Genomic DNA, 24,977 nt, shown 5'->3' on the forward strand with positions numbered 1-24,977 from the left:
TTGCAATCTATTATTTAGACAGCGATCCGGAACGGATGCCGGACAAGATTTGGTTGCCGGGAGGGCGACAACTGGAAAAGCGGCGCTTTCTATTTCCCGCGGCTTTGTCCGTGGCGGGCATTTTGCTACTGATCAGCTTCCTGCCCTTCCTTCTTAAATTTCTTGGCTACGAATATGTCCCTTCGGGACAATGGGTATCCGATTCATATCTGCCAAGTCTCGTCGTTGGACTGGGTCTCGCGGCCCTATTCTTCGTGCCCGGCGCCTTTTTCATATATAAAAGACCAAAGAAGGGCCGGGACAATACACCTTATTTGTTATTGTTTCCCTTTGTCGGATATGCCGTCGGCAGAATTATAACCGTGATATCCATCCCGATGATCATAGCTTTATTGTCAGGATATCAGATCGCCCATGTCTTTACCGTAAGCAAGTCCGACGGACTGGCCAGAGGAAAATGCACCTTCCCGGTTTCCCTCAAGGAATTGCCCTGGTTCTACGACAATCTTTGCTACGTCCCGGATGATCTGAGAGCGCGAATGGCACCCGGCGACAAGATCGCCCTTGCCGGGCGCGGCACACGCTTCGGCGTCTTCGTGGAACAGTTGGGCGGGCTTCGCTGAGCGCGCCGCTTTGAAAGCTTGATCGCCCGAAGCCTATACGAGATGGTCGCGCAGATCCGCCCCGTCCCAGCCGCCGCCCGCCTCGTAGAGTGGAAACACCTCTTCCGTCAGATACGGCCCGCCGCCGACCGATTCCTTCGAGGACATCAGCACGAAGCGGTTCACGGTGAAGGGCGCGGTGTGGAAGTTTCCGCGGCCGGAGAGGTAGTGGGCGACGTCCTCGGTGCGGGCGTTGCGCAGGCGCGCGAGCGTGACGTGCGGGGTGAACTTGCGTGGATCGGCGGGAAGGCCGAGGCGCTGGCAAATGCGCTCGACCTCGCCCTGCAGCGCGTACATTTCCGGCGCCTGCGTGACACCGGCGAAGACCGAATGCGGCTTCTTCGAGCCGAAGGAGCCGATGCCGGAAAGCGCGAGCTGGAATTCCGGGCGCTCGATGCGGTCGAGCCGGTCGACCACCTCGTCGGCGGTGCGCCCGTCGATATCGCCGATGAAGCGCAGCGTGATGTGGAAGTTCTCGACGTCTATCCAGCGGGCTCCGGGAAGTCCGCCTCTCAGGAGCGAGAGGCTCATCGCCGCGTTGCGCGGCACTTCGAGGGCGACGAAAAGTCTCGGCATGGCGACTTCTCCCTGCTGGAAAGTAACGTCAGCGAATCACGCAACGGATTTTTGCGCAACCCTAATTTCGCACCCGCGAGAACTACTCCCCTGCCTTGATCGACTTGAGGAAGGTCTCGACCGTCGGCAGGATGGACTGAACCATGACGTCCACGCCCGCCGGGTTCGGATGCATTCCATCCTCGATCTGGAGGTTCGCCTTGGTGACGACCCCGTCGAGGAAGAACGGATAGAGCGGAACGCCGTGCTTTTCCGAAAGGCGTCCGTAGATGCCATTGAAGCGTTCGGCATAATCCGGGCCCATATTGGGCGGGGCGAGCATGCCGGCGAGCAGCACCGCGATGCCGCGCTCCTTGAGCCGCGTCAGCATGGCATCGAGGTTCTTTTCGGTCTCCTCCGGCGCGATGCCGCGCAGCGCGTCGTTGGCGCCGAGCTCGAGGATGACGCCCTGCGTCCCGTCGGGGATCGACCAGTCGAGGCGGGCAAGGCCGCCGGAGGTCGTGTCGCCCGAAACGCCGGCATTAGCGATCTCGACCTCATGGCCCTTCGCCCGAAGGGCCGCCTCCAGCTTCACCGGGAAGGCGTCGGCGGCCGGAAGCTGGTAGCCGGCCATCAGGCTGTCGCCGAAGCCGACGAGCTTGACAGGTTCGGCGCGGGCCATGCCCGTGGATAACAAAGCTGTGATGGCAAGTGAGGCGAAAAATCCGAGCGCCGCTTTAAACGACATGATGCTGATCCTAGATTGCTGGCATTCCAGTCTTTTCCATACATATAGGGCAGAATTCCTTGGCCAGAACCATCATCGATCTGAAAAAAGCCGATCTCACCCTCGGACGGGCGGCCGCATCCGTGCATGTCCTCAAGGGGATCGACCTGACGATCGACGCGGGCGAATCGGTCGGCATCGTCGGGCCGTCCGGCTCCGGCAAGTCGACACTGCTGATGGTGCTGGCAGGCCTCGAACGGCTGGACGGCGGCGAGATCCATATCGACGGCGCCGCCCTGCACGCGATGAACGAGGACAGGGTGGCCGATTTCCGCGGCCGCAACATCGGCATCGTCTTCCAGTCCTTCCACCTCATTCCCAACATGACGGCGCTGGAAAACGTCGCCGTGCCGCTGGAGCTTGCCAATGTGCGCGACGCCTTCGATATCGCGCGGCGCGAGCTGGAGGCCGTCGGGCTCGGCGAGCGCCTGTCGCACTATCCCGGCCAGCTCTCGGGCGGCGAGCAGCAGCGCGTCGCCATCGCCCGGGCACTCGCGCCATCGCCGAAGCTGCTGATCGCCGACGAGCCGACCGGCAACCTCGACACCGAGACCGGCCGCCAGATCGCCGACCTCCTCTTTTCCAAGCAGGCCGAGCGCGGCACGACGCTGGTGCTGGTAACGCACGATCCGGCGCTTGCCGCCCGCTGCGGCCGGCAGGTCGCCATGCGCTCGGGCGAGATCGTCTCGGGCGCCGCGCCCCTGCGCGCGCTTGCCGAAGCGGTGCCGGCATGAGGGTGGGCGCGGTCCTCCGCCAGGTCCCGCTCGCCCTTCGCCTTGCCTTGCGCGAAATGCGCGGCGGCCTGAAGGGCTTCTACATCTTCCTCGCCTGCATCGCACTCGGCACGGCGGCGATTGCCGGCGTCAATTCGGTGTCGAGCGCCATTACGCAGGCAATAGCCTCGCAGGGCCAGACGCTGCTGGCCGGCGACGTGCGCTTCGAATTCCGCAACCGCTTCGCCACGCCCGAGGAACTGAACTATTTCGAGGGCCTCGGCGCGGTTTCCCGCACGACGGGCCTGCGCTCCATGGTGCGCCTGCCGGACGGCTCCGACCAGACGCTGGTGGAGGCGAAGGGCGTCGACGGCGCCTATCCGCTCTACGGCACGCTGGAGACCGAGCCGCAGAAGCCGGCCGCGGCGCTCTTCGCGAAGGAGGGCGACGCCTATGGCGCGGTCGTCGCGCCGCTGCTGCTCGACCGGCTCGGCCTTGCCGTCGGCGACGAGATCCTGCTCGGCACGGCGAAGATCCGCATCGCCGCCACGCTCGCCCGCGAGCCGGACGCCGTCTCTGAAGGCTTCGGCTTCGCTCCCCGCCTGATGCTGTCCGAAGAGGCCCTGCGGGCGAGCGGGCTGGTGCAGACCGGCAGCCTCGTGGAGAATGCCTATCGCATCCGCCTTGCGAAACCCGATCTCTCCCCGGCCGCCATCCGCGCGGAAGCGAACAAAGCCTTCCCGACGGCCGGCTGGTCGATCCGCACGGCCGACAGCGCGGCACCGGCGCTGACCGCCAACATCACCCGCTTCTCGCAGTTCCTGACGCTGGTCGGCCTGACGGCGCTGATCGTCGGGGGCGTCGGCGTGGCGAACGCCGTGCGCGCCTATCTCGATTCCAAGCGCTCGGTGATCGCGACCTTCAAGTGCCTCGGCGCACCGGCCTCACTCGTCGCGCTCGTCTATCTCGCGCAGATCGCGCTGATCGCCTCGATCGGCATCCTGATCGGCCTTGCGGTCGGCGCCCTGATGCCGCCGGTGGCGATGCAGTTCCTCGGCGGCGTGCTGCCGGTATCGGCCAAGGCCGAGCTCTACCCCTCCGCGCTGCTGCTTGCCGCCGTCTTCGGCCTGCTGACGGCGCTCGCCTTCGCCATCATGCCGCTCGGCCATGCCCGCGAGGTGCCGGCCACCGCGCTCTTCCGCGAGCAGGGCTTCGAGGCGGGCCGCCTGCCGGGCTGGCCCTATATTCTGGGCGCTGCGCTCTTCCTTGCGGCGCTGGCCGGCCTTGCCGTCTACACGGCCTATGACCGCTACATCGCGCTCGTCTTCCTCGGCGCCATCGCTTTCGCCTTCGTCGTGCTCAGGGCCGTCGCCATGCTGATCACCGCGCTGGCGCGGCGCAGTCCGCGGGTCAATTCGCCGGCGCTCCGGCTCGCGGTCGGCAACATCCACCGGCCGGGCGCGCTGACCTCCTCCGTCGTGCTGTCGCTCGGCCTCGGCCTTGCCCTCCTCGTCACGCTGACGCTGATCGACGGAAACCTGCGCCGGGAGCTCACCGGCAACCTGCCGGAGCGCGCGCCGAACTTCTTCTTCGTCGATATCCAGGGCAGCGAACTCGACGGTTTTCGCGACGTGCTGAAGGCGAACATGCCGGAGGGCAAGATCATCGAGGTGCCGATGCTGCGCGGCCGGGTGATGGAGCTCGACGGTGTCGACGTCGCCCAGGTCAAGGTTCCGCCGGAAGGGCAATGGGTGCTGCGCGGCGACCGCGGCATCACCTATGCCAAGCGCGTGCCGGAAAACTCGACGCTTTCGGAAGGGACCTGGTGGCCGGAGGACTATTCCGGCGAACCGCTGGTGTCCTTCTCCACCGAGGAGGGCCGCGAGCTCGGCCTGAAGATCGGCGATACGGTGACCGTCAACGTGCTCGGCCGCAACATCACCGCACGCATCGCCAATTTCCGCAATGTCGAGTGGGAATCGCTGTCGATCAACTTCGTCATGGTCTTCTCGCCGAACACCTTCGCCGGCGCGCCGCATGCCTGGCTCGCCACCGTGATCGACCCGGGCGCGACGGCGACGCAGGAGGCCGCGACGCTGAAGGCGATCACCAATGCCTATCCCACCGTCACCAGCGTGCGCGTCAAGGACGCGCTCGATGTGGTGAACGAACTGGTCGGGCAGCTCGCCACCGCCATAAGGGCGGCCGCCGCCGTCGCGCTGGTCGCCTCCATCCTCGTGCTCGCCGGGGCGCTCGCCGCCGGCAACCGGGCGCGCGTGCACGACGCGGTGGTGCTGAAGACGCTCGGCGCGACGCGGGCGACGCTCATCCGCGCCTTCAGCTACGAATACCTGATGCTGGGGCTCGCCACCGCCGTCTTCGCGCTCTTCGCCGGCGGGGTGGCGGCCTGGTTCGTGGTGAGCCGCATCATGAAGCTGCCGTCGAGCTTCCTGCCCGACGTCGCGGTGATGACGGTCGCGACCGCGCTTATCCTCACCGTCGGCATCGGCCTTGCGGGGACCTGGCGCATTCTGGGGCAGAAGGCCGCGCCCGTGCTGCGCGAGCTCTGAAAAACGACCGGCCCGCACCCTCCGCCGAGGTTGCGGGTCTTGTGCGGAACACAATTCATGCTCATATTCACGTCAGGCAAGCTGGAGCCCCGCAGCGGCTGCCCGGAACCGCCCGCAAGGCAGGGACCGACACCGTAATCCCATGGGGCTTGAACCAAGAGGACAACATGGCTGATCTCCGCAATTACCAGACCCGACCGGCGGGCGCCCAGGCCGGCGCCGTCATCGACGAGGGCCTGCGCTCCTACATGCTTCGGGTCTACAACCTGATGGCGCTGGGTCTTGCGATCACCGGCCTCGTGGCGTTCTTCGCTTCCCAGGCCGCGATTTCCGGCGGCCAGCTCACGGCCTTCGGCCAGGCGATCTATCTGAGCCCGCTGCGCTGGGTCGTGATGCTCGCCCCGCTGGCGCTGGTCTTCTTCCTGAGCTTCCGCATTCACACGATGAGCGTTTCGGCCGCGCAGACGACCTTCTGGGTCTATGCCGGCCTGATGGGCCTGTCGCTGTCGTCGATCTTCCTGATCTACACCGGCGCCAGCATCGCGCAGACCTTCTTCGTCTCGGCCGCCGCCTTCGGCGCCCTGTCGCTCTACGGCTACACGACGAAGCGTGACCTCTCCGCGATCGGCTCGTTCCTGGTCATGGGCCTCTTCGGCCTGATCATCGCCTCGCTGGTCAACCTGTTCCTCAAGTCCTCGGCGCTCGACTTCGCGATCTCCGCGATCGGCGTGCTGGTCTTCGCCGGCCTGACGGCATGGGACACGCAGAAGATCAAGGAAATGTACTTCGAGGCCGACGACGTCGCCATGGCCGGCCGCAAGGCCATCATGGGCGCGCTGACGCTCTACCTCGACTTCATCAACCTCTTCCTGTTCCTGCTGCGCTTCCTCGGCAATCGCGACTGATGCCAGCAGGCCGGATGGCCGATGAAAAAACCCCGCCGGAAACGGCGGGGTTTTTGTTTGCGCATCCGGAAGGCGCGACCGGCAACCTTGCCGTTTATTCGGTGATGATCTTGAACTTGTCGCCCGGCTTAACCGTGCTCGTCGCGGTCATGGCGTTGATCAGCCGGAAGAGATCGAGCTTGCGCTCCGTCCCCATCATGCGCGCCGAGAGCGAGGCGATCGTATCGCCGGGGCGGGCGGTGACGACGCGCACGCGCAACGGCTTCAGCGAGGCGGCTTCCTCCGCGGTCAGCTTGCGGAACGAGTTCCTGAGGATCGCCGCCGTCGGCTCCAGCGCCTTGGAGCCCGTCGGCACCGCCGTCAGGAAGCGGTAGATCTGGTTGTCGATGCGCACGACGGTGACGTCGAATTCCCAGCGGTCGGCGGCGGCCCGCGCGGTCGCCCCCGGCAGGCCGTTGATCGACACCGGCCGGATCGTCTCGGGCCTGAGGCCCGTCACCCAGCCGCTCGAAATATAGTTGACGAGGTCCTGCCCCTTGCTGTCGGCGACGCCGTCGAAGCGGATCGCGACGTCGCCGGGACCGGTCGCCAGGACCGCGTCGGCCTTGTTGTCGATCTGGAAGCCTTCCGGCACGTCGAAGCGGATGCCGAGCTTGCCGTGCAGGAAGGTCTGGCCGCGCACATAGCCCTCTTCCGGCGCGTCGCCGTAGAGCAGCCCGTCGATGCCGGCGAGATAGTAGTCGCGGCCGCGGTCGCCGACCGTGCCCTCCGCCCCGAAGGCGCGGGCGTGCAGGCGCGCCAGCTCGACGCGCTGCGGCGCGTTCGGATGGCTCGACAGGAAGTCGAGGCTCTGGTCGGCCTCCGGATCGACTGCGGTGAAGCGGGCATAGCCGGCCATGGAATCGAGGAAGCGCGCGGCGGCATAGGGATCGTAGCCCGCCTCACCCAGCATGCGCACGCCGATGACGTCGGCCTGGAGCTCCTGGTTGCGCGAAAAGGCGGCAAGGCGCAGCTTGCCGCGCGCCAGCGCCTGCTTGCCGGCGATGTTACTGGACAGCACCTCGGCGACGACGCGGCTCGCGATGACCTCGGCCTCTTCCTTCTTCTGCCGCTCGATGCCGTGGTTGGCGGTGACATGCGCCATTTCGTGCGAGAGCACGGCGGCGACTTCCGAGGCGTCGTTGGCGAGCGCCAGCAGGCCGCGCGTCACGTAGAGATAGCCGCCCGGCAGCGCGAAGGCGTTGATGGCCGGGGAATTGAGGATGGTGATGCGGTAGGACTGGTTCGGGTTTTCCGAAACGGCCGTCAGCGCGCCGGTGATGCGGGCGACGAGGCGCTCGGTCTTGGCGTCCTTGTATTCGCCGCCATAGCTCGCCACGATGCGCGGGTGCTCGCGGGCGCCCATCTGGGCGCGCGGATCGTTCTTCTGCACCTCTTCGACGATCTGCGGATTGGAAGAGGGCGAGATCGTCGGCTCATAGCTCTGCTCGATGAGCGACTGGCAGCCCGAAAGCAGCGTGCCCGCGAGCAGCAGGGCCGCGACGGGTCTCACGACCCCGCGCCCGGATACCATTGCAGCTCCCTGCGTCGCTTTCGCCATGTCTCTTGCCCAAGCCCCTGAATGGGTTCGCGCCCGTGCTACAGCCTTCGGCCGCGGCGCGAGCGCGCATCGCCTTCGAACGGATGAGATAGACGCGCCATACCCGGCCGGCAACTCCCGATTCGACAAACGGTTTTCCTGTGGCTCCGGTGACACAGGGGGGCGACCAAATTGTGGCGTCCGCCCCGGTCAAATCGCCCCGCCCCGCGCTAAATGCCGGAACGGCCGAGGAATTTTGCAACGGGAGGTGGATCGAGGCGTGCAAGGAAATCCGCCGCCGGCGCATCGAGGAGGATCGAGCCGGCCTCCAGGAACAGCACTCGCTCGGCAAGGCGGCCGATGTCCTCGGGCTGGTGGGTGATGAAGAGGAGCGTGCTCTTCGTCTCGGCATGAAGCTCGGCGATCAGCCGCGCCATGTCCGCCCGCATGGCCGGATCGAGCGCGGCGAAGGGCTCGTCGAGCAGCAGGATCGGCCGGCGGCGCACCAGCGCGCGGGCGAGCGCCACGCGCTGCCGCTCGCCGCCGGAAAGCGAGCCCGGCAGGCGCTTCTCGTATCCGGCAAGGCCGACGCGGGCGAGCGCGGCAGCGACCGCCTCGCGGCCCGCCGCATCCAGCCTCAGGCCCGGATCGATGCCGAGGCCGATATTGTCGGCGGCGGAAAGGTGGGCAAAGAGGTTGTTGTCCTGGAAGACGATGGAGACCGGCCGCTCCGCCGGATCGTGGCCGGTCATGTCCTCGCCGAACAATCTCACGCTGCCGCTTGCCGGCTTCTCGAAACCGGCGATGACGTTGAAGAGCGTCGACTTGCCAGCGCCCGAGGGGCCGGCGACGGCAACGGCGGCCCCTGCCGGAATGGCGCAATCGAAGGCGAGGCGTTTTTCCGCGAAGCGCACGGTGATATCGGCAAGGGAAATGGCGGGGTCAGGCATCGGAGCCGGGTCTTTCGGTTTGGCGCTCGGCGGCGGTCGAGGGCAGCGTCAGCAGCAGGCATAGCACGCCGAGGATCAGCGCGATGCCCGCAGCATCGGCCGTGCGGTAGCTCGCCATGCGGGAATAGAGCAGCCAGGGCAGCGTGACGAAGCCCTCCGCGCCGAAAATGGCGACGGCGCCGAGATCGCCGAGCGACAGCGCCATGGCGAAGGCGAAGGCGGTGAGGAAGGGCTTTTTCAGCGCGGGCCAGTCGATGCGCAGGAAGCGCCGCCAGCCGGTGACGCCGAGGCTGAGCGCGAGGCGCGCGGTGCGGGAGAGATGCGTGCGATAGGCGGGTTCCAGCACACGGATGACGAAGGGCAGCGCCATCAGCGCATTGAGCACGGTGACGACGAAGGGCGCGAAGCGGCCCGTCTCGCCGAAGGTGCGCAGCATCAGGAACCAGCCGGTGGCGACGACGACCGGCGGCACGAGCAGGATCAGCGAGCCGACCGCCGGCAGCGCGCGGCCCATCAGCCGCGTCGCCGCCCCGCCGTCGCCGCTTTCGGCAAGGCGCGGCACCAGCACGACGGGAAGGGCGACGGCAAGGCTGAGGGTGGCGGAGGCGAGCGAGATGGCAAGGCTGGTGGCGAGCGCGCGGTGGAGCTGCGCATCGGCAGCCAGCCTGACGAAATCGGCGGCAAGGCCCGAGACGAGAATGGCGGCGAGCGGGGCGGCGGTGAAGAGCGTGAAAAGGAGGATGACGAGGCCATCCGGGACGCGCCGCCGGCGGCCGTCGAAGCGGCGGATGGCGCGGCCGGCGGTCATGCCCTCCTCCGGCGGGCGGCCGAAGAGCGAGATGAGCCAGAGCAGCGCCGCCGTCACCGCGATCTGCAGGAAAGCGAGCAGCACGGCGCGCTCAGGATCGAAATCGAAGCGCAGCGCCTGGTAGATCGCGACCTCGATGGTCGTGGCCGCCGGCCCGCCGCCGAGGGTGAGCACGATGGTGAAGCTCGTCGCGCAGAGCATGAAGACGAGGCCGGCGATGCCGGGCAGCACGCGGCGGATGACCGGCCATTCGATGAGCCGGAAGACCGCGCCGCCACTCATGCCGAGATTGGCCGAGGACAACCAGTATTCCGGCGGGATGCGGTCGAGCGCGGCGAGCAGGAAACGCACGGCGAGCGGCAGGTTGAAAAAGACATGGGCGATGAGGATGCCGGCGAGCCCGTAGACGCTGACCGGGCTTTCGAGGCCGGCAAGGCGCAGGAGATCGTTGACGACGCCCTGCCGCCCCCAGATCCCGACGACGCCGAGCGCGGCAACCAGTGCCGGCAGGCCGAGCGGCACGACGGAGAGGCGGACGATCCAGACGCGGCCGGGAAAGGTCCGCTGCCGGGCAAGCGCCCGGGCGACAGGGATGGCGAGCAGGACGGAGAGCAGCGTGGAAAGCGCCGCCTGCATCAGCGTGAACCGGGCGACGCGGCCGATATAGGCGTCGAGCAGCGGCGCACCGCTGCCGCCGCCCGCATGGGCGAGCAGCACGGCGGTCGCCGCGCCGACGAAGACGAGCACGCCGCCGAGGGCAAGGCCCCCGGCGATATCCAGCATCCGTCGTTCGGCGCGGGCGAAGATCATGCTACTTCGCGCTCATCGCGCCGAGCCATTCGTCGATCCAGGCCTTGCGGTTCGCCGCGACCTCTTCGGACGGCATCAGGAAGGTCTTTTTCGGCTTCACCAGCGCGTCGAAGGCGGCAGGCAGCGGATCGCGGGTCTTGGCGGCCGGCATCATCCAGTTGGTTTCCGGGATGATCGACTGGAAATCCGGCCCTGTCATGAAGGTGAGGAACTGCCGGGCGAGGTCCTTGTCATGGGAGGTGCGCGTCAGGCCGGCGACCTCGATCTGGATGTAATGACCCTCGGAGAAGGCGGCAGCCTTGTAGCGCTCGGTGTTCTCCGCGATCACGTGATAGGCCGGCGACGTCGTGTAGGAGAGCACCATCGGCGCCTCGCCCTTGGTGAAGAGGCCATAGGCTTCCGACCAGCCGGGGGTGACGGTCAGCACGCGGTTCTTCAGCTTTGTCCAGGCTTCCGCCGACTTATCGCCATAGACGGATTTGACCCAGAGCAGCAGGCCGAGGCCGGGCGTCGAGGTGCGCGGGTCCTCGATGACGATCTTCTGCGACGGATCGCCCTCGACCAGCTCCTTGAGGCTCGTTGGCGGGATCTTCAGCGCCTCGGTGTCGTAGACGACGGCGAAGTGGCCGTAGTCATAGGGCAGGAACGTATCGTCGGAGAAGCCGCCCGGAACGGTAAGGCCTTCCGGCTTCAGGCCGTGCGGCTCGAAGAGGCCGGTCGCCTTGGCTTCCGAGATCAGGTTGGTGTCGAGACCGAGCACCACGTCGGCCTTGGTGCCCTCGCCCTCCAGCTTGAGGCGGGTCAAAAGCTCGACGCCGTCGGCGACGCCGACCCATTCGACCTTGCAGCCGCAGGTCTTTTCGAAGGTCTCCTTGACCTTCGGCCCCGGGCCCCATTCGGCAACGAAGCTCTCATAGGTGTAGACGGTCAGCGTCTTTTCCTGTGCGAAGGCGGGAAAGGCGAGGGTTGCGGCGAGCACCGCGATGGAAGAAAGAAATGCCGCGCGCATCAGCGCCTCCTTGTCTGGTCACAAACGGGAATAGGGCGCTGGATTGAGCCGTCTAATCCCTCCGCCGGTACGAGCCGGATCAGGTTCTTCGGGTTGGCAAACGCCTCTCAGCCGGCAGGTCGAAACCCGCGGGGCACCCCGTTAGAGCGAAAGAAGGCATAATCCCGCGCGCTTCGGCGCGCAAGGGGTGGAGGCGGAAACCGTGTAACGGAAGACGGCCCTGCATGGGGCTGCCCCTCACCCTACCCCTCTCCCCGCAAGCGAGGAGAGGGGACGTGCCCCACAAACGGTTGCTGATTGGGAAAACGGCGCGGCATATCCCTTCGCCCCGCAGCCAAGGAGAAGGTGGCCGGCAGGCCGGATGAGGGGCGAACGCTCCCGCGATTACCCAACCCTTTTGAGAGTTATCAGCCGCCAGCAGCGGGCGTCCCGAGCGCCTTCTCGATGGCCGGATAGAGCCCGCCCTTCAGGCTCTTTTCGTCGAACGGACCGACCCGCTTGTAGAGGATCGTCCCATCCGGCCCGACGAGATAGGATTCCGGGATGCCGTAGACGCCCCAGTCGATCGCCATCTTGCCGACGGGATCGAGGCCGATGGCCGAGAAAGGATTTCCGAGCTCGCCGAGGAAGCGCAGCGCATTCTCGCTGCCGTCCTTGTAGTTAACGCCGACGACGGTGATGCGCGGATCCTTCGACAATGCCAGGATGACCGGATGCTCCTGCCGGCACGGCACGCACCAGGAGGCCCAGAAATTGACGAGCGTCAGCTTGCCCTTACCCGTCTGCGCCGTCAGTGCCGGAACCAGCGCGCCGTCCTTCGTGGCGCCGGCGAGCGGTTCGAGATCGCGGAACGGCGCCTTGGTGCCGATCAGCGCGGAGGGGATTTCCGAGATGTCGCGGCCGGAATTGAGCTGCGTCCAGAAGATCAGCGCCAGACCGAGGAAGATTGCCAGCGGCAGCGCGGCGAGGATCAGGCGCGTGCGCTTGCCCGCGCCCTCGGCATTGTCTTCGCTCTCGCTCATGGATTGCCCTCGCTGCGCGCCGAGCGGCGGCGGACGCCGGCGGCTTCGAGCTGCTCGATCTCGCGGCGGCGGCCGCGATGATCGATGAAGACCCAGAGCACGAGGCCGAGCGTGACGGCGAAGGCGGCGATATAGGACACCGCGACGTAGAAGGTATGGCTCATGCAGCGCCTCCAGCACGGCCGGCGGCGCGGGCCGCGTGGCGGCGCAGCACCGCGATGCGGCGGCGCAGGATCTCGTTGCGCATGGCGAGGATATGCAGCGTGAAGAACAGCATGGTGAAGGCGACGGCCATGATGAGGAGCGGCCAGAGGAATTCCGGGTCGATGGTCGGTCCGCCCATGCGGATGACACTCGCCGGCTGGTGCAGCGTGTTCCACCACTCGACCGAGAACTTGATGATCGGGATGTTGACGAAGCCGACGAGGATCAGCACGGCGCTGACCTTGGCGGCGCGCGTCGGATCGTCCATGGCGCGGCCGAGCGCGATGAGGCCGAGATACATCAGGAACAGCACGAAGACGGAGGTGAGTCGGGCGTCCCACACCCACCATGTGCCCCACATGGGCTTGCCCCAGAGCGAGCCGGTGATGAGCGCGACGAGTGTGAAACAGGCGCCGATAGGCGCGGCGGCCTTGGCCGAGACGTCGGCGAGCGGATGGCGCCAGACGAGCGTGCCGAGCGCCGAGAGCGCCATGACCGAATAGCACATCATGGAAAGCCAGGCGGCCGGCACATGCACATACATGATGCGCACCGTCTCGCCCTGCTGGTAATCGCCCGTCGTGGTGAAGGAGAGGTAGAGCCCCGCCGCGAAGAGACAGAGCGTCAGCCCGGCAAGCCAGGGCCAGACGATGGCGACCAGCGCCAGGAACCGCGTCGGGTTGGCGAGGTCGCTGAATTTGCGGATGGCAAGGCTCGGTTCGTTCATGATGGTTCTTTAACGCGGAAGCACCCGGTCTTCAATTGATCTGCCGCAATCACTTTCTCGTCAGTCGCTCGAAAGACGAAGGGCCGCAGCCGCGGCGACCGGGCCGATGACGGCGAAGGCGAGGTTGAGCGCGACGAGAATGAGGAAGGGCGGCAGGAAGGGCGCCGGCTCCTGGATCGCCGCATAGACCGCGCTCACCCCGAAGATCAGCACGGGAATGGCAAGCGGCAGGACGAGGATGGAGACGAGCAGCCCGCCGCGCGGCAGCGCCACCGCCACCGCCGCGCCGGCCGCACCGATGAAGGTGATGGCGGGCGTGCCGGCAAGCAGCGTCAGCGTCGTCGCGCCGATGGCGATCTCGTCCATGTTCATGAAGAGGCCGAGCAGCGGCGAGGCGATGACGAGCGGCAGGCCGGTCGCGAGCCAATGGGCGAGGCACTTGACGAAGACCGTCAGCACCAGCGGCGTCTCCTGCATCAGGAGAAGATCGAGCGAACCGTCCTCGCGCTCGGCCTGGAACAGCCGGTCGAGGCCGAGGAGGGAAGCGAGCAGCGCACCGATCCACAGGATCGCAGGACCGATGCGGGCGAGGAGATTGAGGTCCGGCCCGACGCCGAAGGGGATGACGGCGACGACGGTCATGAAGAAGAGGACGCCGACCAGCGCGCCGCCACCGGCGCGCACGGAGAGCTTGAGGTCTCGGAGGAGGAGGGCGATCATGTGGCGATCCTCCCGCGTTGAGGTCTTGGCGCACCCCCCTCTGCCCTGCCGGGCATCTCCCCCACAAGGGGGGAGATCGAATCCTGGCCGGGTCCCGCCCAGAGCAGACGATGCACATTACGGGATGTCCTCGCCCCCAGCCAATCTCCCCCCCTGTGGGGGAGATGCCCGGCAGGGCAGAGGGGGGTAGCCACGGACACGCCCATCACCACACATCCTCCATGATCCCGGCAAACCCCGTCATCCGCAATTCCTTCACTCCCTCCAGCCCCAGCGGCTGGTGCGTCGCGGCAATCGCGATGCCGCCGCTTGCAAGATGAGCCGTGACGAGACCGGTGAACATCGCCTCGGCTGCCGCATCGAGCGCCGCCGTCGGCTCGTCGAGGATCCAGACCGGCCGCCACGAAACGAGCAGCTTCGCCATCGCCATGCGGCGCTGCTGGCCGGCCGAGAGATAGCCGAAGGGAAGATGCGCGATGCCGCCGAGACCGACAGCCTCGACTGCTTCCATGACCGGCACGCCCGCCCCGCCGGCAAAATCGCCGAAGAAGGATTTCCAGAAGGACAGGTTCTCCTCGACGGTGAGCTCTCGCTTCATCGCGTTGCGGTGGCCGAGATAGTGCGCGGCCTCACCGATCTGGCCGACCGGTTGCGCTGCAGCAAGGAATTTCGCGGCTCCCGCATGCGCCGGCAGGAGGCCCGCCAGAACCCGCAGCAGCGTCGACTTGCCGGAGCCGTTCGGCCCCTTGACGACGAGGGCTTCGCCGCTACCGATTTCAAAGGAAATATCTTGGAAAATCAGGTCTTCGCCGCGCTTGGCGCTCAATCCGTCGGCGACGAGCCGCATGGCTTTTCACTTTCCCTTTACGACCTTGGTCGCAACGCAAAAAAATTGTCCCGATTTACCGTCAGGCGCTCTGGATCGTTTCTTAGAAATTATCTATAACGCCCGCAACACGCCAGCGGTCGGCGTGAATTTCATCCAAGCGCCGAACACGGGAATGATTTCCGCGTACGGACAGCGGAAATGGCCGCACCCGCATCCCATTCGCGCCTCAGGCGCTCGGGCGTTCGTACGTCAGCTTTCTGGCGCCAGACGAGACGGGGTATAAAGTGTCCAAATCCCTAGACAGTTTCAATTGTCGCTCGACCCTTACGGTCAACGGCACCGACTATGTGTACTACAGCCTGCCCAAGGCCGAAGCGAACGGCCTTGCCGGCGTCTCGAAGCTGCCCTACTCGATGAAGGTGCTTCTTGAGAACCTGCTGCGCTTCGAGGACGGCCGCTCGGTCACCAAGGAGCACATCCTATCCGTCGCCGAATGGCTGACGAACAAGGGCACGGTCGAAAACGAGATCGCCTATCGCCCGGCGCGCGTCCTGATGCAGGACTTCACCGGCGTTCCCGCCGTGGTCGACCTTGCGGCCATGCGCGACGCGATGGTCTCGCTCGGCGGCGACCCGGAGAAGATCAACCCGCTCGTTCCCGTCGACCTCGTGATCGACCACTCGGTCATCGTCGACGAATTCGGCACGCCGACCGCCTTTGCCCGTAACGTCGAGCTGGAATACCAGCGCAACGGCGAGCGCTACCGCTTCCTCAAGTGGGGCCAGCAGGCTTTCAAGAACTTCCGCGTCGTTCCCCCGGGCACCGGCATCTGTCACCAGGTCAATCTGGAATATCTGGGCCAGACCGTTTGGACCAAGGAAGAAGACGGCGAGATCATCGCCTACCCGGATACCTGTGTCGGCACGGACAGCCACACGACCATGATCAACGGCCTCGGCGTTCTCGGCTGGGGCGTGGGCGGCATCGAAGCCGAAGCCGCCATGCTCGGCCAGCCGGTCTCCATGCTTCTGCCCGAGGTCATCGGCTTCAAGCTGACCGGCAAGCTCAAGGAAGGCGTCACCGCGACCGACCTCGTGCTGATGGTCGTGCAGATGCTGCGCAAGAAGGGCGTCGTCTCCAAGTTCGTCGAATTCTTCGGCCCCGGCCTCGACAACATGACGCTCGCCGACCGCGCGACGATCGGCAATATGGGCCCGGAATACGGCGCGACCTGCGGCTTCTTCCCGGTCGACGGCGAGACCGTCAACTACCTCACCATGTCCGGCCGCGAAGAGCAGCGCATCGCCCTCGTCGAAGCCTATTCGAAGGCGCAGGGCATGTGGCGTGACGGCGACGGCTCCGACCTCGTCTTCACCGACACGCTCGAACTCGACCTCGGCGACGTGGTTCCGGCCATGGCCGGCCCGAAGCGTCCGGAAGGCCGCATCCCGCTGGAAAACATCGCACCGAATTTCGCCACGGCGCTTGAAAACGACTACAAGAAGCCCGGCCAGCTTTCGAACCGCTACGCCGTCGAAGGCACGGACTACGATATCGGCCACGGCGACGTCGCCATCGCCGCCATCACGTCCTGCACCAACACGTCCAACCCGTCGGTCCTCATCGCCGCCGGTCTTCTCGCCCGCAATGCGGTCGCCAAGGGCCTGAAGACGAAGCCGTGGGTCAAGACGTCGCTGGCACCGGGATCGCAGGTCGTCGGCGAATATCTCGCCAAGTCGGGCCTGCAGGCCGATCTCGACAAGCTCGGCTTCAACCTCGTCGGCTTCGGCTGCACGACCTGCATCGGCAATTCCGGCCCGCTGCCGGCGCCGATCTCCAAGACGATCAACGACAAGGGCCTGATCGCCGCGGGCGTCCTTTCGGGCAACCGCAACTTCGAAGGCCGCATCTCGCCGGACGTGCAGGCGAACTACCTCGCCTCCCCGCCGCTCGTCGTCGCCTATGCGCTTGCCGGTTCGGTCCAGAAGGACCTGACCAAGGAACCGCTCGGCGAGGACCAGAACGGCAACCCCGTCTACCTCAAGGACATCTGGCCCTCCTCCAAGGAGATCCAGGAGTTCATCATGAAGTACGTCACCCGTGAGCTCTATGCCACGAAGTATGCCGACGTCTTCAAGGGCGACGAGAACTGGCAGGCCGTGCAGGTTCCTGAAGGCCAGACCTATGCCTGGGACGACAAGTCGACCTATGTGCAGAACCCGCCCTATTTCGTGGGCATGGGCAAGACCGGCTCGGGCCTCAAGAACATCGAAGGCGCGCGCGTCCTCGGTCTCTTCGGCGACAAGATCACCACCGACCACATTTCCCCGGCCGGTTCGATCAAGGCGGCCTCGCCGGCCGGCGCCTATCTTACGGGCAACGGCGTCGCGGTCGCGGACTTCAACCAGTACGGCACGCGCCGCGGCAACCATGAAGTCATGATGCGCGGCACCTTCGCCAATATCCGCATCCGCAACCACATGCTCGGTCCGAACGGCAAGGAAGGTGGCTACACGATCCACTATCCGTCCAAGGAAGAGATGTCGATCTACGACGCGGCCATGAAGTACAAGGCCGAGGGCGTCCCGCTCGTCATCTTCGCCGGCGTCGAATACGGCAACGGCTCCTCGCGCGACTGGGCTGCCAAGGGCACCAACCTCCTCGGCGTCAAGGCCGTGGTGGCGCAGTCCTTCGAGCGCATCCACCGCTCCAACCTCGTCGGCATGGGCGTCGTGCCCTTCGTCTTCGAGGAAGGCACGACCTGGGCCTCGCTCGACCTCAAGGGCGACGAAGTCGTCACCATCGAAGGCCTGGAAGGCGATATCAAGCCGCGCGAGAAGAAGATCGCCAGGATCGCCTACTCCGACGGCACGGTGAAGGAAGTTCCGCTCCTCTGCCGCATCGATACGCTGGACGAGGTGACCTACATGAACAACGGCGGCATCCTGCAGACCGTTCTGCGCGACCTCGCCGCCTGAGCCACCAACGGCTGAAAACGAAGTGCCGGGGCAGAAAGCCCCGGCATTTTTCGTTTTCGAGGGCAAAAATCTCACTCCATCGTGACTTCCTGTTGAAGCGGCAAGGGCGTAAGACGGCTGAAAAGGCTGGCCTGCGGCCGGCATTGCATTGGAAATGATCATGCCGAGACCGTATGTACCGGAATGTCTGGCGATCCTGCTGACGCTCGGCGCCGGCATCGCCCATGCACAGGAAGCGAACGCGCCGAAGGGCGTCGTCGAGCTTTTCACCAGCCAGGGCTGCTCCTCCTGCCCGCCGGCCGACAAGGCGCTCGAGACGCTTGCACGCGAAGGCAAGGTCGTCGCTCTCGCCTATCATGTCGATTACTGGAACTATCTCGGCTGGGCAGACACGCTCGCCTCCAAGGACAACACCGCACGGCAATATGCCTATGCCCGCATGTTCGGCCGCAACGGCGTCTATACGCCCCAGGCCGTGCTGAACGGCCGCGAGCACATCAACGGCGCCGACCTTTCCGGCATCCGCACCCGCCTCGATTCCCTGCCGAAGGAAGGCAAGGGGCTCGACGTGCCGGTGACTGTCGAGGTGAAGAACGACGAGCTGCGCATCCACGTCGGAGCCGGGCAGGGCAAGGCCAATATCGTGATCGCCTATTTCGAGCGCGAACGCTCGATCAATATCGACAAGGGCGAGAATCGCGGCAAGACCGTCAATTACTGGCACGCCGTGACCAATATGGAAACGATCGGCATGTGGGAGGGCAAGGAGACCAATCTGGTGCTTCCCGCCGACATGCTGAAGAAGAAGGAAAAACCCGGCGGCTGCGCCGTGCTTCTCCAGCGCATGAAGACGGCCGACACGCCCGGCGCGATCCTCGGGGCGACGGTTCTGGCAGGCGACGAGGCATCACGGTAAATCCTCCCCCGCGGGGGAGGTCCGGTCCGGCTTCTTCGAGGGGCTGGGGCTTGAGGGTTCGAAGAAAGACGGACCGGACCGGGACGAAGCTGCCGGCAACGGATACAGGGCAACTTCGACAGTCGCGCACCGTTCCGAACCGGCTTCCTGCTTGAGGCAACAGACTGGTACGGGCCGCGACGGGCGAACTCTCTCTTTTAATTTGGGCTTCTGTTTGTCTGAAATGCGGCGGGACAGATTTTTGCGAAATCGCCGCTTTCGGCCCATCCAGCTTGCATTTCGGCGCCGCTCAGGCACACTGTCACGCAGCCGTCACAGACGAGGTGCGGAGATTCGATGACCGATCAGCCGGATTTGCAGGCGTCCAGTGTCGTGGTCGACCTCAAGGAATACCGCAACAGCAAGGATCCGCTGCCGGTGACCTTCCACCGCCGCGAACTCGATGCGATCCTCTGGGTCTATGGCCGCATGGTGGGTGAAGGCGAATGGCGCGACTATGCCATCGACCATATGCGCGACAAGGCCGTCTTCTCGATCTTCAAGCGATCCGGCGAAATGCCGCTCTACCGGGTGGAGAAGAACCCGAAGCTTGCCGCCAAGCAGGGCGCCTACAGCGTCGTCAACCAGCAGGGCATGATTCTGAAGCGCGGGCACGAACTGAACCAGGTGCTGAAGGTCTTCGACAAGGTATTGCGTCTCGTCGAGACGTAAGCCCGCCCTTCCCCTTCTCCCGCTTCCAATGAAGTCACCCTCGGGCTTGACCCGAGGATTCAAGTAGCTCGGCATTGGCGGCGGGATGCTCTAGTCAGGTCCGAGCATGACGGAGAGGAGGTTACGGCCTACCCCGATCCCCCTTCAATTCACCCCATCGTCCCCGGATAGTCCGCCACCGACGGCTCCGTCTCCGCCCCGTCGCCGAGGGGGCGCTGCATGAAGACCGTGTCCAGCCAGCGGCCGTGCTTGAAGCCGGTCGCCGTCATGCGGCCCGAATGCGCAAAGCCGGCGGCGCTGTGGACGGCGATGGAGGCCGGGTGCGCGCCGCCGATGACGGCCACCATCTGGCGGAAGCCGAGATCCGTGCAGCGGCGGATGAGCTCGGCCAAGAGCGCCTTGCCGACGCCCTTGCCGCGTGCTTCCGGCGCCAGATAGACCGAGTCCTCCACCAGCCAGCGATAGGCCGGCCGCGTGCGGAAGGCCGAGGCATAGGCATAGCCGAGGATGAGGCCGGTCTGCTCCACCGCCACGATATAGGGATAGCCCTTGCCGGTGATCGCCGTGAAGCGCGCTTCCATCTCGTCGAGCGTCGGCGGATCGATCTCATAGCTCGCCACGCCGTTCAGCACGGATTCGCGGTAGATTTCGGTGAAGGCGGCGATATCGCCGAGCGCGGCGGTGCGGATGACGAAGCTCATGGAAGCCTGCGTTTCATTGAACAATTCTGATAGAGTGGCAGCGTTTTGCGGCCGGAATTGCGCAAGCGCAAGGGCAAAGAGGGGATAGGCCCAGCCCATCCCCTGTCATGCGGGCTTCAGGCGCCGTAGACGATCAAAAGGTCCTTGGCGTCGATCTGGTCACCGGCCTTGACCAGCACTTCCGAGATCATGCCGTCCTTTTCGGCATGCAGCGCCGTTTCCATCTTCATCGCCTCGATGGAGAGCAGCACGTCGCCGGCCTTGACCGTCTGGCCGGCCGAGACGGAGACCGTCGAAATGACGCCCGGCATCGGCGCGCCGAGATGGGCGGCATTGCCGCTGTCGGCCTTGCGGCGCACGGCCGAGGTGGCGGCGCGGTTGCGGTCCGGCACCTTGATGAGGCGCGGCTGGCCGTTCAACTCGAAGAACACCTTGACCATGCCCTGCTCGTCCGGCTCGCTTTTCGCCTGATGCAGGATGACGAGGGAAACGCCCTTCTCCAGCTCCGGCGAAAGCTCCTCGCCGGGGGCAAGGCCGTAGAAATAGGCCGGCGTCGGCAGCACGCTGACCGGGCCGTACAGGTCGGCGGCCAGCGCATAGTCGGTGAAGACCTTCGGATACATGAGGTAGGAGGCGAACTCGAAGTCGTCGACCTTGCGCTCCAGCTTGTCCTCGATGGCCTTGCGCTCGGCATTCAGATCGGCCGGCGGCAGCAGCGAGCCCGGCACGGCCGTATAGGGCGTCTCGCCCTTCAGCGCCTTCTTCTGGAGACCGGCCGGCCAGCCGCCCGGGGGCTGGCCGAGGTCGCCCTTCAGCATCGAGACGACCGAGTCGGGGAAGGCGATATCCTTGGCCGGGTTCTCGACATCGGCGACCGTGAGGTCCTGCGAGACCATCATCAGCGCCATGTCGCCCACCACCTTGGAGGAGGGCGTCACCTTGACGATATCGCCGAACATCTGGTTGGCGTCGGCATAGGCCTGGGCGACACGATGCCACCTGGTTTCCAGGCCCAGCGAGCGCGCCTGCTCCTTGAGATTGGTGAACTGGCCGCCCGGCATTTCATGCAGATAGACTTCCGAGGCCGGCCCCTTGAGGTCGCTTTCGAAGGCGGCGTACTGGAAGCGCACGGCCTCCCAGTAGAAGGAGATGCGGCGGATCCATTCGGGATCGAGGCCCGGATCGCGCTCGGAACCCTTCAGCGCCTCGACGATCGAGCCGAGGCAGGGTTGCGACGTGTTGCCGGAAAGCGCATCCATCGCCGCATCCACCACGTCCACGCCGGATTCGACGGCGGCAAGCACGGTCGCCGCCGCGATACCGGACGTATCGTGGGTGTGGAAATGGATCGGCAGGTCCGTCGCCTCGCGCAGCGCCTTGAACAGTACCCGCGCGGCGGCCGGCTTCAGGAGGCCTGCCATGTCCTTCACCGCGATCATGTGCGCGCCGGCCTTTTCCAGCTCGCTCGCAAGGGCGGTGTAGTATTTGAGGTCGTATTTCGGGCGGGCGGAATTGAGCAGGTCGCCCGTATAGCAGATCGCCGCCTCGCAGATCTTGTTCTCTTCGGCGACCGCCTCCATCGAGACGCGCATGTTGTCGACCCAGTTGAGGCAGTCGAAGACGCGGAAGACGTCGATGCCGCCCCTGGCCGCCTGGCGCACGAAATACTTCACGACATTGTCGGGATAGTTCTTGTAGCCGACGCCGTTCGCCCCGCGCAGCAGCATCTGGAGGAGGAGATTCGGCGCGTCCTCGCGGATGCGGGCCAGCCGGTCCCACGGGTCTTCCGTCAGGAACCGCATCGAGACGTCGAAGGTCGCGCCGCCCCAGCATTCCAGCGAAAAGAGCTGCGGCAGGGCGCGGGCATAGGTGCCGGCGACGCGGGCGATGTCATGCGTGCGCATGCGGGTGGCGAGCAACGACTGGTGCGCATCGCGCATGGTCGTGTCGGTCAGGAACACCTGGCCTTGCGCGCGCACCCACTCGGCGAACTTCTTCGGTCCGAGCTCATCGAGCTTCTGCTTGGTGCCGGGGACGATCTCACCCTCGATGAAGGGCACGACCGGCCTGGCGACGTCGGCCGGCGGCTTCGGCCGGCCCTTGGCCTCCGGATGGCCGTTGACGGTAACGTCGGCGAGGTAAGTCAGCAGCTTGGTGGCGCGGTCCTGGCGCTTGACCTGCTGGAAGAGCTCCGGCGTCGTGTCGATGAAGCGGGTCGTGTAGCTGTTGTCCCGGAAGCGCTCGTGGGTGATGATCGCTTCGAGGAAGGTGAGGTTCGTCGCGACGCCGCGGATGCGGAACTCGCGCAGCGCGCGGTCCATGCGGGCGATCGCCTCCAGCGGATCCGGCGCCCAGGCCGTGACCTTGACCAGCAGCGGATCGTAGAAGCGGGTGATCACCGCGCCGGGATAGGCCGTGCCACCGTCGAGGCGGATGCCGAAGCCGGAGGCCGAACGATAGCCGGTGATGCGGCCGTAGTCGGGAATGAAGTTCTGCTCCGGGTCTTCGGTGGTGATGCGGCACTGGAGGGCATGGCCATTGAGGCGGATATCCGCCTGTGCGGGCACGCCCGACTGCGGCGTGCCGATGGCATGGCCGTCGAGGATGTGGATCTGCGCCTTGACGATGTCGATGCCGGTCACGACTTCCGTGACGGTGTGCTCGACCTGGATGCGCGGGTTCACCTCGATGAAGTAGAACTTCCCACTGTCGGCATCCATCAGGTACTCGACCGTGCCGGCGCCGACATAGCTGGTCGCCTTGGCGATCTTCAGCGAATAGTCGGCGAGCTCCTGGCGCTGCGCATCCGAAAGATAGGGCGCGGGCGCGCGCTCGACGACCTTCTGGTTGCGGCGCTGGATGGAACAATCGCGCTCGAAGAGATGCACGACATTGCCGTGCGTGTCGCCGAGGATCTGGCTTTCGACGTGGCGGGCGCGCTCGACGAGCTTTTCGAGATAGACCTCGTCCTTGCCGAAGGCGGCCTTGGCCTCGCGCTTGGCTTCCGTCACCTCGCGGATCAGGTCCTTCGGATCGCGGATGGCGCGCATGCCGCGCCCGCCGCCGCCCCAGGAGGCCTTGAGCATGACGGGATAGCCGATCTCCTCCGCAAGGCGATGGATCTCCTTCTCGTCGTCCGGCAGCGGATCGGTCGCCGGCACGACCGGCACGCCGACGGAGATGGCGAGGTTGCGCGCGGCGACCTTGTTGCCGAGCTGGCGCATGGTGGCCGGGCGCGGGCCGATGAAGGTGATGCCGGCGGCATCGCAGGCATCGACGAATTCCGGGCTTTCCGACAGCAGGCCGTAGCCGGGATGGATCGCATCAGCACCCGAGAGCTTGGCGACGCGGATCACTTCCTCGATCGACAGATAGCTCTCGATAGGGCCGAGGTCGCGCGAAAGATGCGAACCGCGGCCGATCTGGTAGCTCTCGTCCGCCTTGAAGCGGTGCAGCGCAAGTTTGTCTTCCTCGGCCCATATCGCGACTGTTTTCAGCCCCAGTTCATTGGCCGCGCGGAACACGCGGATGGCAATTTCTGAACGGTTGGCGACAAGGATCTTGGAAATGGGCAAGTCGGACTCCTCATTGACTTGGAAAGCGGCGGCTTGGAAAACGGGAAAATGCTGCACCCGCGAAGAGAATTATTAGCGGGTAATTTCCAAAGTGCAATTTTGGAGTCGTCACGGAACAAAAGATTTGCGCCGCTGGAAACAATCGCGACGGGGGCGCGAAGCGTCTTCGCGCCGAAAATCGTTTACTCGCAACCGCTTAGGCGATTCTACGGCTACAAACCTGCTAGGATACCAGCCCCAGCCTGAAGGCGATCGCGATGGCGTGATGGCGGTTGCGCGCGGCGAGTTTTTCCTGAATGCCGTTCATGTACCAGTCGACGGTATGGCTGGATATGCCGAGAGTACGGCCGATCTCGTGCGAGGTCATGCCTTCGGCAAGCAGCGTCAGCGCCTCCATCTCGCGGCGAGTCAACTCCACGTCGACCACCTCGGCAAGCCGGCCGGCGGTCTCCGGATCGACCGCATGGACCAGCTTCCAGTAAAGCCGCCGGGCGATGCTGTCGAAGAGACCGAGTTCCACGCTTTCAAGGTCCACCGGCTTGCCCCCGATGCTGAGGCTGCCGATGAGGCCGCGCCGGCCGTGGATAGGGAACACATAGCCGTCCTCAAGCCCCTTGTTGCGGGCGTCCACCATCATGCGTTCCATGCGCTTGCGATGCGGGCTCGTGCGGAAGGCGCCGAGCGTATCACGCCAGCGAAAGCCCTGCTGGGCATGTCCGAGATAGCGCACGGTCGGGTCGATCTGCATGTAGCGCCTGCGCAGGTAGAGTTCGGGCCAGCCCTCCGGCCAGCGGCCGGCAAGCAGCAGGCGGGACGGCTCGTCCACCGGCCTCGGCGCCAGCAGGAGACCGTAATAATCGAAGCCGCAAAGCGTCAGCAGACGCTCGAATTCGGCTGTCGCCTCTTCCCGATCGCGCAACTCGTCGATCAGTGCAAGGAATTGCACCAGCAAGTTGATATTCATATGCCCCGCGCTTGACTAGCTTTGTTTAACCAACTGATAAAGCTGAACCCGGCCGACAACCGGCCCAAGCGCCCCATTCATATTCCCCGCCTTACAAATGGCAGGATCGCATGCTGAAAATCAATCGTCTTGCATGCATGGCTGCCGTGAAAATGAGAAAATCACGCAAGATGTCAGGGCGGTCATGAAATTTGCTTGACGCGGAAGAACTTTTGTCGCTTCCGCTGATTAATACCCGCAGCGAAGGGACAGAAGGTGCTCGCTGCACCGCATAACTGGTAT

Annotated in this window: 21 protein-coding genes and 1 riboswitch; of the genes, 7 read left to right on the forward strand and 14 right to left on the reverse strand. The window is 65.4% G+C overall.

What is annotated here, in order from left to right; genetic code table 11:
* Nucleotides 1–35 precede the first annotated feature (35 nt).
* Nucleotides 36–623: a hypothetical protein gene (locus tag DSD28_RS18195; protein ID WP_162911455.1), complete on the forward strand. Its 588-nt coding sequence runs from the start codon at nucleotides 36–38 to the stop codon at nucleotides 621–623.
* Nucleotides 624–656: 33 nt separating this feature from the next.
* On the opposite strand, the gene thpR is transcribed toward DSD28_RS18195, so the two are convergent.
* Together thpR and DSD28_RS18205 are read right to left on the reverse strand one after the other, a co-directional pair.
* Entirely contained in the window at nucleotides 657–1,238 is a 582-nt protein-coding gene (gene thpR, locus DSD28_RS18200) for an RNA 2',3'-cyclic phosphodiesterase (protein ID WP_119257844.1), read from the reverse strand.
* An 82-nt stretch (nucleotides 1,239–1,320) separates the two neighbouring features.
* Complete coding sequence (locus DSD28_RS18205; RefSeq protein WP_119257845.1) at nucleotides 1,321–1,965, reverse strand: arylesterase; 645 nt, start codon at nucleotides 1,963–1,965, stop codon at nucleotides 1,321–1,323.
* Between the two features lie 59 nt (nucleotides 1,966–2,024).
* On the opposite strand from DSD28_RS18205, the gene DSD28_RS18210 reads away from it, so the two are divergent.
* The 3 genes from DSD28_RS18210 to DSD28_RS18220 all read left to right on the forward strand — a co-directional run bounded on the left by DSD28_RS18210 (nucleotide 2,025) and on the right by DSD28_RS18220 (nucleotide 6,192).
* Nucleotides 2,025–2,738 carry an ABC transporter ATP-binding protein gene (locus DSD28_RS18210; RefSeq protein ID WP_119257846.1) on the forward strand — a complete coding sequence of 238 codons (714 nt, stop codon included), beginning with the start codon at nucleotides 2,025–2,027 and terminating at the stop codon, nucleotides 2,736–2,738.
* Entirely contained in the window at nucleotides 2,735–5,287 is a 2,553-nt protein-coding gene (locus DSD28_RS18215; protein WP_119257847.1) for an ABC transporter permease, read from the forward strand. Before DSD28_RS18210 ends, DSD28_RS18215 begins: the two co-directional genes overlap by 4 nt.
* A 167-nt stretch (nucleotides 5,288–5,454) precedes the next feature.
* Nucleotides 5,455–6,192, forward strand: coding sequence for a Bax inhibitor-1/YccA family protein (locus DSD28_RS18220; RefSeq protein WP_119257848.1), 738 nt, complete (start codon nucleotides 5,455–5,457; stop codon nucleotides 6,190–6,192).
* Between the two features lie 94 nt (nucleotides 6,193–6,286).
* On the opposite strand, the gene DSD28_RS18225 is transcribed toward DSD28_RS18220, so the two are convergent.
* The 9 genes from DSD28_RS18225 to ccmA form a co-directional block, all read right to left on the reverse strand.
* Nucleotides 6,287–7,765 carry a M48 family metalloprotease gene (locus tag DSD28_RS18225; protein ID WP_119257849.1) on the reverse strand — a complete coding sequence of 493 codons (1,479 nt, stop codon included), beginning with the start codon at nucleotides 7,763–7,765 and terminating at the stop codon, nucleotides 6,287–6,289.
* A gap of 236 nt (nucleotides 7,766–8,001) precedes the next feature.
* Nucleotides 8,002–8,721: a thiamine ABC transporter ATP-binding protein gene (gene thiQ / locus DSD28_RS18230; RefSeq protein WP_119257850.1), complete on the reverse strand. Its 720-nt coding sequence runs from the start codon at nucleotides 8,719–8,721 to the stop codon at nucleotides 8,002–8,004.
* The gene (thiP, locus tag DSD28_RS18235) at nucleotides 8,714–10,312 is read right to left on the reverse strand and encodes a thiamine/thiamine pyrophosphate ABC transporter permease (protein ID WP_119258009.1); all 1,599 of its coding nucleotides are present in this window, start codon (nucleotides 10,310–10,312) and stop codon (nucleotides 8,714–8,716) included. The genes thiQ and thiP overlap by 8 nt, the downstream gene beginning before the upstream one ends.
* A 28-nt stretch (nucleotides 10,313–10,340) precedes the next feature.
* On the reverse strand, nucleotides 10,341–11,348 hold the full coding sequence (gene thiB, locus DSD28_RS18240; protein ID WP_119257851.1) for a thiamine ABC transporter substrate binding subunit: 1,008 nt from the start codon (nucleotides 11,346–11,348) through the stop codon (nucleotides 10,341–10,343).
* A 39-nt stretch (nucleotides 11,349–11,387) separates the two neighbouring features.
* Nucleotides 11,388–11,499, reverse strand: a riboswitch (TPP riboswitch).
* Nucleotides 11,500–11,755: 256 nt separating this feature from the next.
* Nucleotides 11,756–12,370: a DsbE family thiol:disulfide interchange protein gene (locus tag DSD28_RS18245; protein ID WP_119257852.1), complete on the reverse strand. Its 615-nt coding sequence runs from the start codon at nucleotides 12,368–12,370 to the stop codon at nucleotides 11,756–11,758.
* A complete protein-coding gene (ccmD, locus tag DSD28_RS18250) occupies nucleotides 12,367–12,534 on the reverse strand; it encodes a heme exporter protein CcmD (protein WP_119257853.1) in 168 nt (55 codons plus the stop codon). Before ccmD ends, DSD28_RS18245 begins: the two co-directional genes overlap by 4 nt.
* Nucleotides 12,531–13,301 (reverse strand): heme ABC transporter permease, encoded by a 771-nt coding sequence (locus tag DSD28_RS18255; RefSeq protein ID WP_119257854.1) that lies wholly within the window; start codon nucleotides 13,299–13,301, stop codon nucleotides 12,531–12,533. Before DSD28_RS18255 ends, ccmD begins: the two co-directional genes overlap by 4 nt.
* Nucleotides 13,302–13,361: 60 nt before the next feature.
* Nucleotides 13,362–14,021: a heme exporter protein CcmB gene (ccmB, locus tag DSD28_RS18260; protein ID WP_119257855.1), complete on the reverse strand. Its 660-nt coding sequence runs from the start codon at nucleotides 14,019–14,021 to the stop codon at nucleotides 13,362–13,364.
* A 205-nt stretch (nucleotides 14,022–14,226) separates the two neighbouring features.
* The gene (gene ccmA / locus DSD28_RS18270; protein ID WP_119257856.1) at nucleotides 14,227–14,868 is read right to left on the reverse strand and encodes a heme ABC exporter ATP-binding protein CcmA; all 642 of its coding nucleotides are present in this window, start codon (nucleotides 14,866–14,868) and stop codon (nucleotides 14,227–14,229) included.
* Between the two features lie 266 nt (nucleotides 14,869–15,134).
* Here ccmA and acnA point away from each other — a divergent pair, with 266 nt between their 5' ends.
* The 3 genes from acnA to DSD28_RS18285 all read left to right on the forward strand — a co-directional run bounded on the left by acnA (nucleotide 15,135) and on the right by DSD28_RS18285 (nucleotide 19,455).
* Nucleotides 15,135–17,828 carry an aconitate hydratase AcnA gene (gene acnA, locus DSD28_RS18275; protein ID WP_119257857.1) on the forward strand — a complete coding sequence of 898 codons (2,694 nt, stop codon included), beginning with the start codon at nucleotides 15,135–15,137 and terminating at the stop codon, nucleotides 17,826–17,828.
* 157 nt (nucleotides 17,829–17,985) lie between these two features.
* Nucleotides 17,986–18,744 carry a DUF1223 domain-containing protein gene (locus tag DSD28_RS18280; RefSeq protein WP_432430871.1) on the forward strand — a complete coding sequence of 253 codons (759 nt, stop codon included), beginning with the start codon at nucleotides 17,986–17,988 and terminating at the stop codon, nucleotides 18,742–18,744.
* A gap of 336 nt (nucleotides 18,745–19,080) precedes the next feature.
* A complete protein-coding gene (locus tag DSD28_RS18285) occupies nucleotides 19,081–19,455 on the forward strand; it encodes a DUF2794 domain-containing protein (RefSeq protein ID WP_119257859.1) in 375 nt (124 codons plus the stop codon).
* 149 nt (nucleotides 19,456–19,604) lie between these two features.
* Here the strand turns inward: DSD28_RS18285 and DSD28_RS18290 are convergent, their stop codons facing one another.
* The 3 genes from DSD28_RS18290 to DSD28_RS18300 form a co-directional block, all read right to left on the reverse strand.
* Nucleotides 19,605–20,156 carry a GNAT family N-acetyltransferase gene (locus DSD28_RS18290; RefSeq protein WP_119258010.1) on the reverse strand — a complete coding sequence of 184 codons (552 nt, stop codon included), beginning with the start codon at nucleotides 20,154–20,156 and terminating at the stop codon, nucleotides 19,605–19,607.
* A gap of 116 nt (nucleotides 20,157–20,272) precedes the next feature.
* Nucleotides 20,273–23,731, reverse strand: a complete 3,459-nt coding sequence (pyc, locus tag DSD28_RS18295) for a pyruvate carboxylase (RefSeq protein WP_119258011.1) — start codon at nucleotides 23,729–23,731, stop codon at nucleotides 20,273–20,275.
* A 223-nt stretch (nucleotides 23,732–23,954) separates the two neighbouring features.
* Complete coding sequence (locus DSD28_RS18300) at nucleotides 23,955–24,695, reverse strand: helix-turn-helix transcriptional regulator (protein ID WP_119257860.1); 741 nt, start codon at nucleotides 24,693–24,695, stop codon at nucleotides 23,955–23,957.
* Nucleotides 24,696–24,977 lie beyond the last annotated feature (282 nt).

The sequence above is a fragment of the Shinella zoogloeoides genome, assembly GCF_003574625.1.
GTDB classification, from domain to species: domain Bacteria; phylum Pseudomonadota; class Alphaproteobacteria; order Rhizobiales; family Rhizobiaceae; genus Shinella; species Shinella zoogloeoides_A.

Excerpts from the sequence above, each read along its gene's own strand:
- DSD28_RS18195 (WP_162911455.1), top strand. The coding sequence starts at position 36 with ATGCCGGACAAGATTTGGTTGCCGGGAGGGCGACAACTGGAAAAGCGG.
- thpR (WP_119257844.1), bottom strand. The coding sequence starts at position 1,238 with ATGCCGAGACTTTTCGTCGCCCTCGAAGTGCCGCGCAACGCGGCGATG.
- DSD28_RS18205 (WP_119257845.1), bottom strand. The coding sequence starts at position 1,965 with ATGTCGTTTAAAGCGGCGCTCGGATTTTTCGCCTCACTTGCCATCACA.
- DSD28_RS18215 (WP_119257847.1), top strand. The coding sequence starts at position 2,735 with ATGAGGGTGGGCGCGGTCCTCCGCCAGGTCCCGCTCGCCCTTCGCCTT.
- DSD28_RS18220 (WP_119257848.1), top strand. The coding sequence starts at position 5,455 with ATGGCTGATCTCCGCAATTACCAGACCCGACCGGCGGGCGCCCAGGCC.
- DSD28_RS18225 (WP_119257849.1), bottom strand. The coding sequence starts at position 7,765 with ATGGTATCCGGGCGCGGGGTCGTGAGACCCGTCGCGGCCCTGCTGCTC.
- thiQ (WP_119257850.1), bottom strand. The coding sequence starts at position 8,721 with ATGCCTGACCCCGCCATTTCCCTTGCCGATATCACCGTGCGCTTCGCG.
- thiP (WP_119258009.1), bottom strand. The coding sequence starts at position 10,312 with ATGCTGGATATCGCCGGGGGCCTTGCCCTCGGCGGCGTGCTCGTCTTC.
- thiB (WP_119257851.1), bottom strand. The coding sequence starts at position 11,348 with ATGCGCGCGGCATTTCTTTCTTCCATCGCGGTGCTCGCCGCAACCCTC.
- DSD28_RS18245 (WP_119257852.1), bottom strand. The coding sequence starts at position 12,370 with ATGAGCGAGAGCGAAGACAATGCCGAGGGCGCGGGCAAGCGCACGCGC.
- ccmD (WP_119257853.1), bottom strand. The coding sequence starts at position 12,534 with ATGAGCCATACCTTCTACGTCGCGGTGTCCTATATCGCCGCCTTCGCC.
- DSD28_RS18255 (WP_119257854.1), bottom strand. The coding sequence starts at position 13,301 with ATGAACGAACCGAGCCTTGCCATCCGCAAATTCAGCGACCTCGCCAAC.
- ccmB (WP_119257855.1), bottom strand. The coding sequence starts at position 14,021 with ATGATCGCCCTCCTCCTCCGAGACCTCAAGCTCTCCGTGCGCGCCGGT.
- ccmA (WP_119257856.1), bottom strand. The coding sequence starts at position 14,868 with ATGCGGCTCGTCGCCGACGGATTGAGCGCCAAGCGCGGCGAAGACCTG.
- DSD28_RS18285 (WP_119257859.1), top strand. The coding sequence starts at position 19,081 with ATGACCGATCAGCCGGATTTGCAGGCGTCCAGTGTCGTGGTCGACCTC.
- DSD28_RS18290 (WP_119258010.1), bottom strand. The coding sequence starts at position 20,156 with ATGAGCTTCGTCATCCGCACCGCCGCGCTCGGCGATATCGCCGCCTTC.
- DSD28_RS18300 (WP_119257860.1), bottom strand. The coding sequence starts at position 24,695 with ATGAATATCAACTTGCTGGTGCAATTCCTTGCACTGATCGACGAGTTG.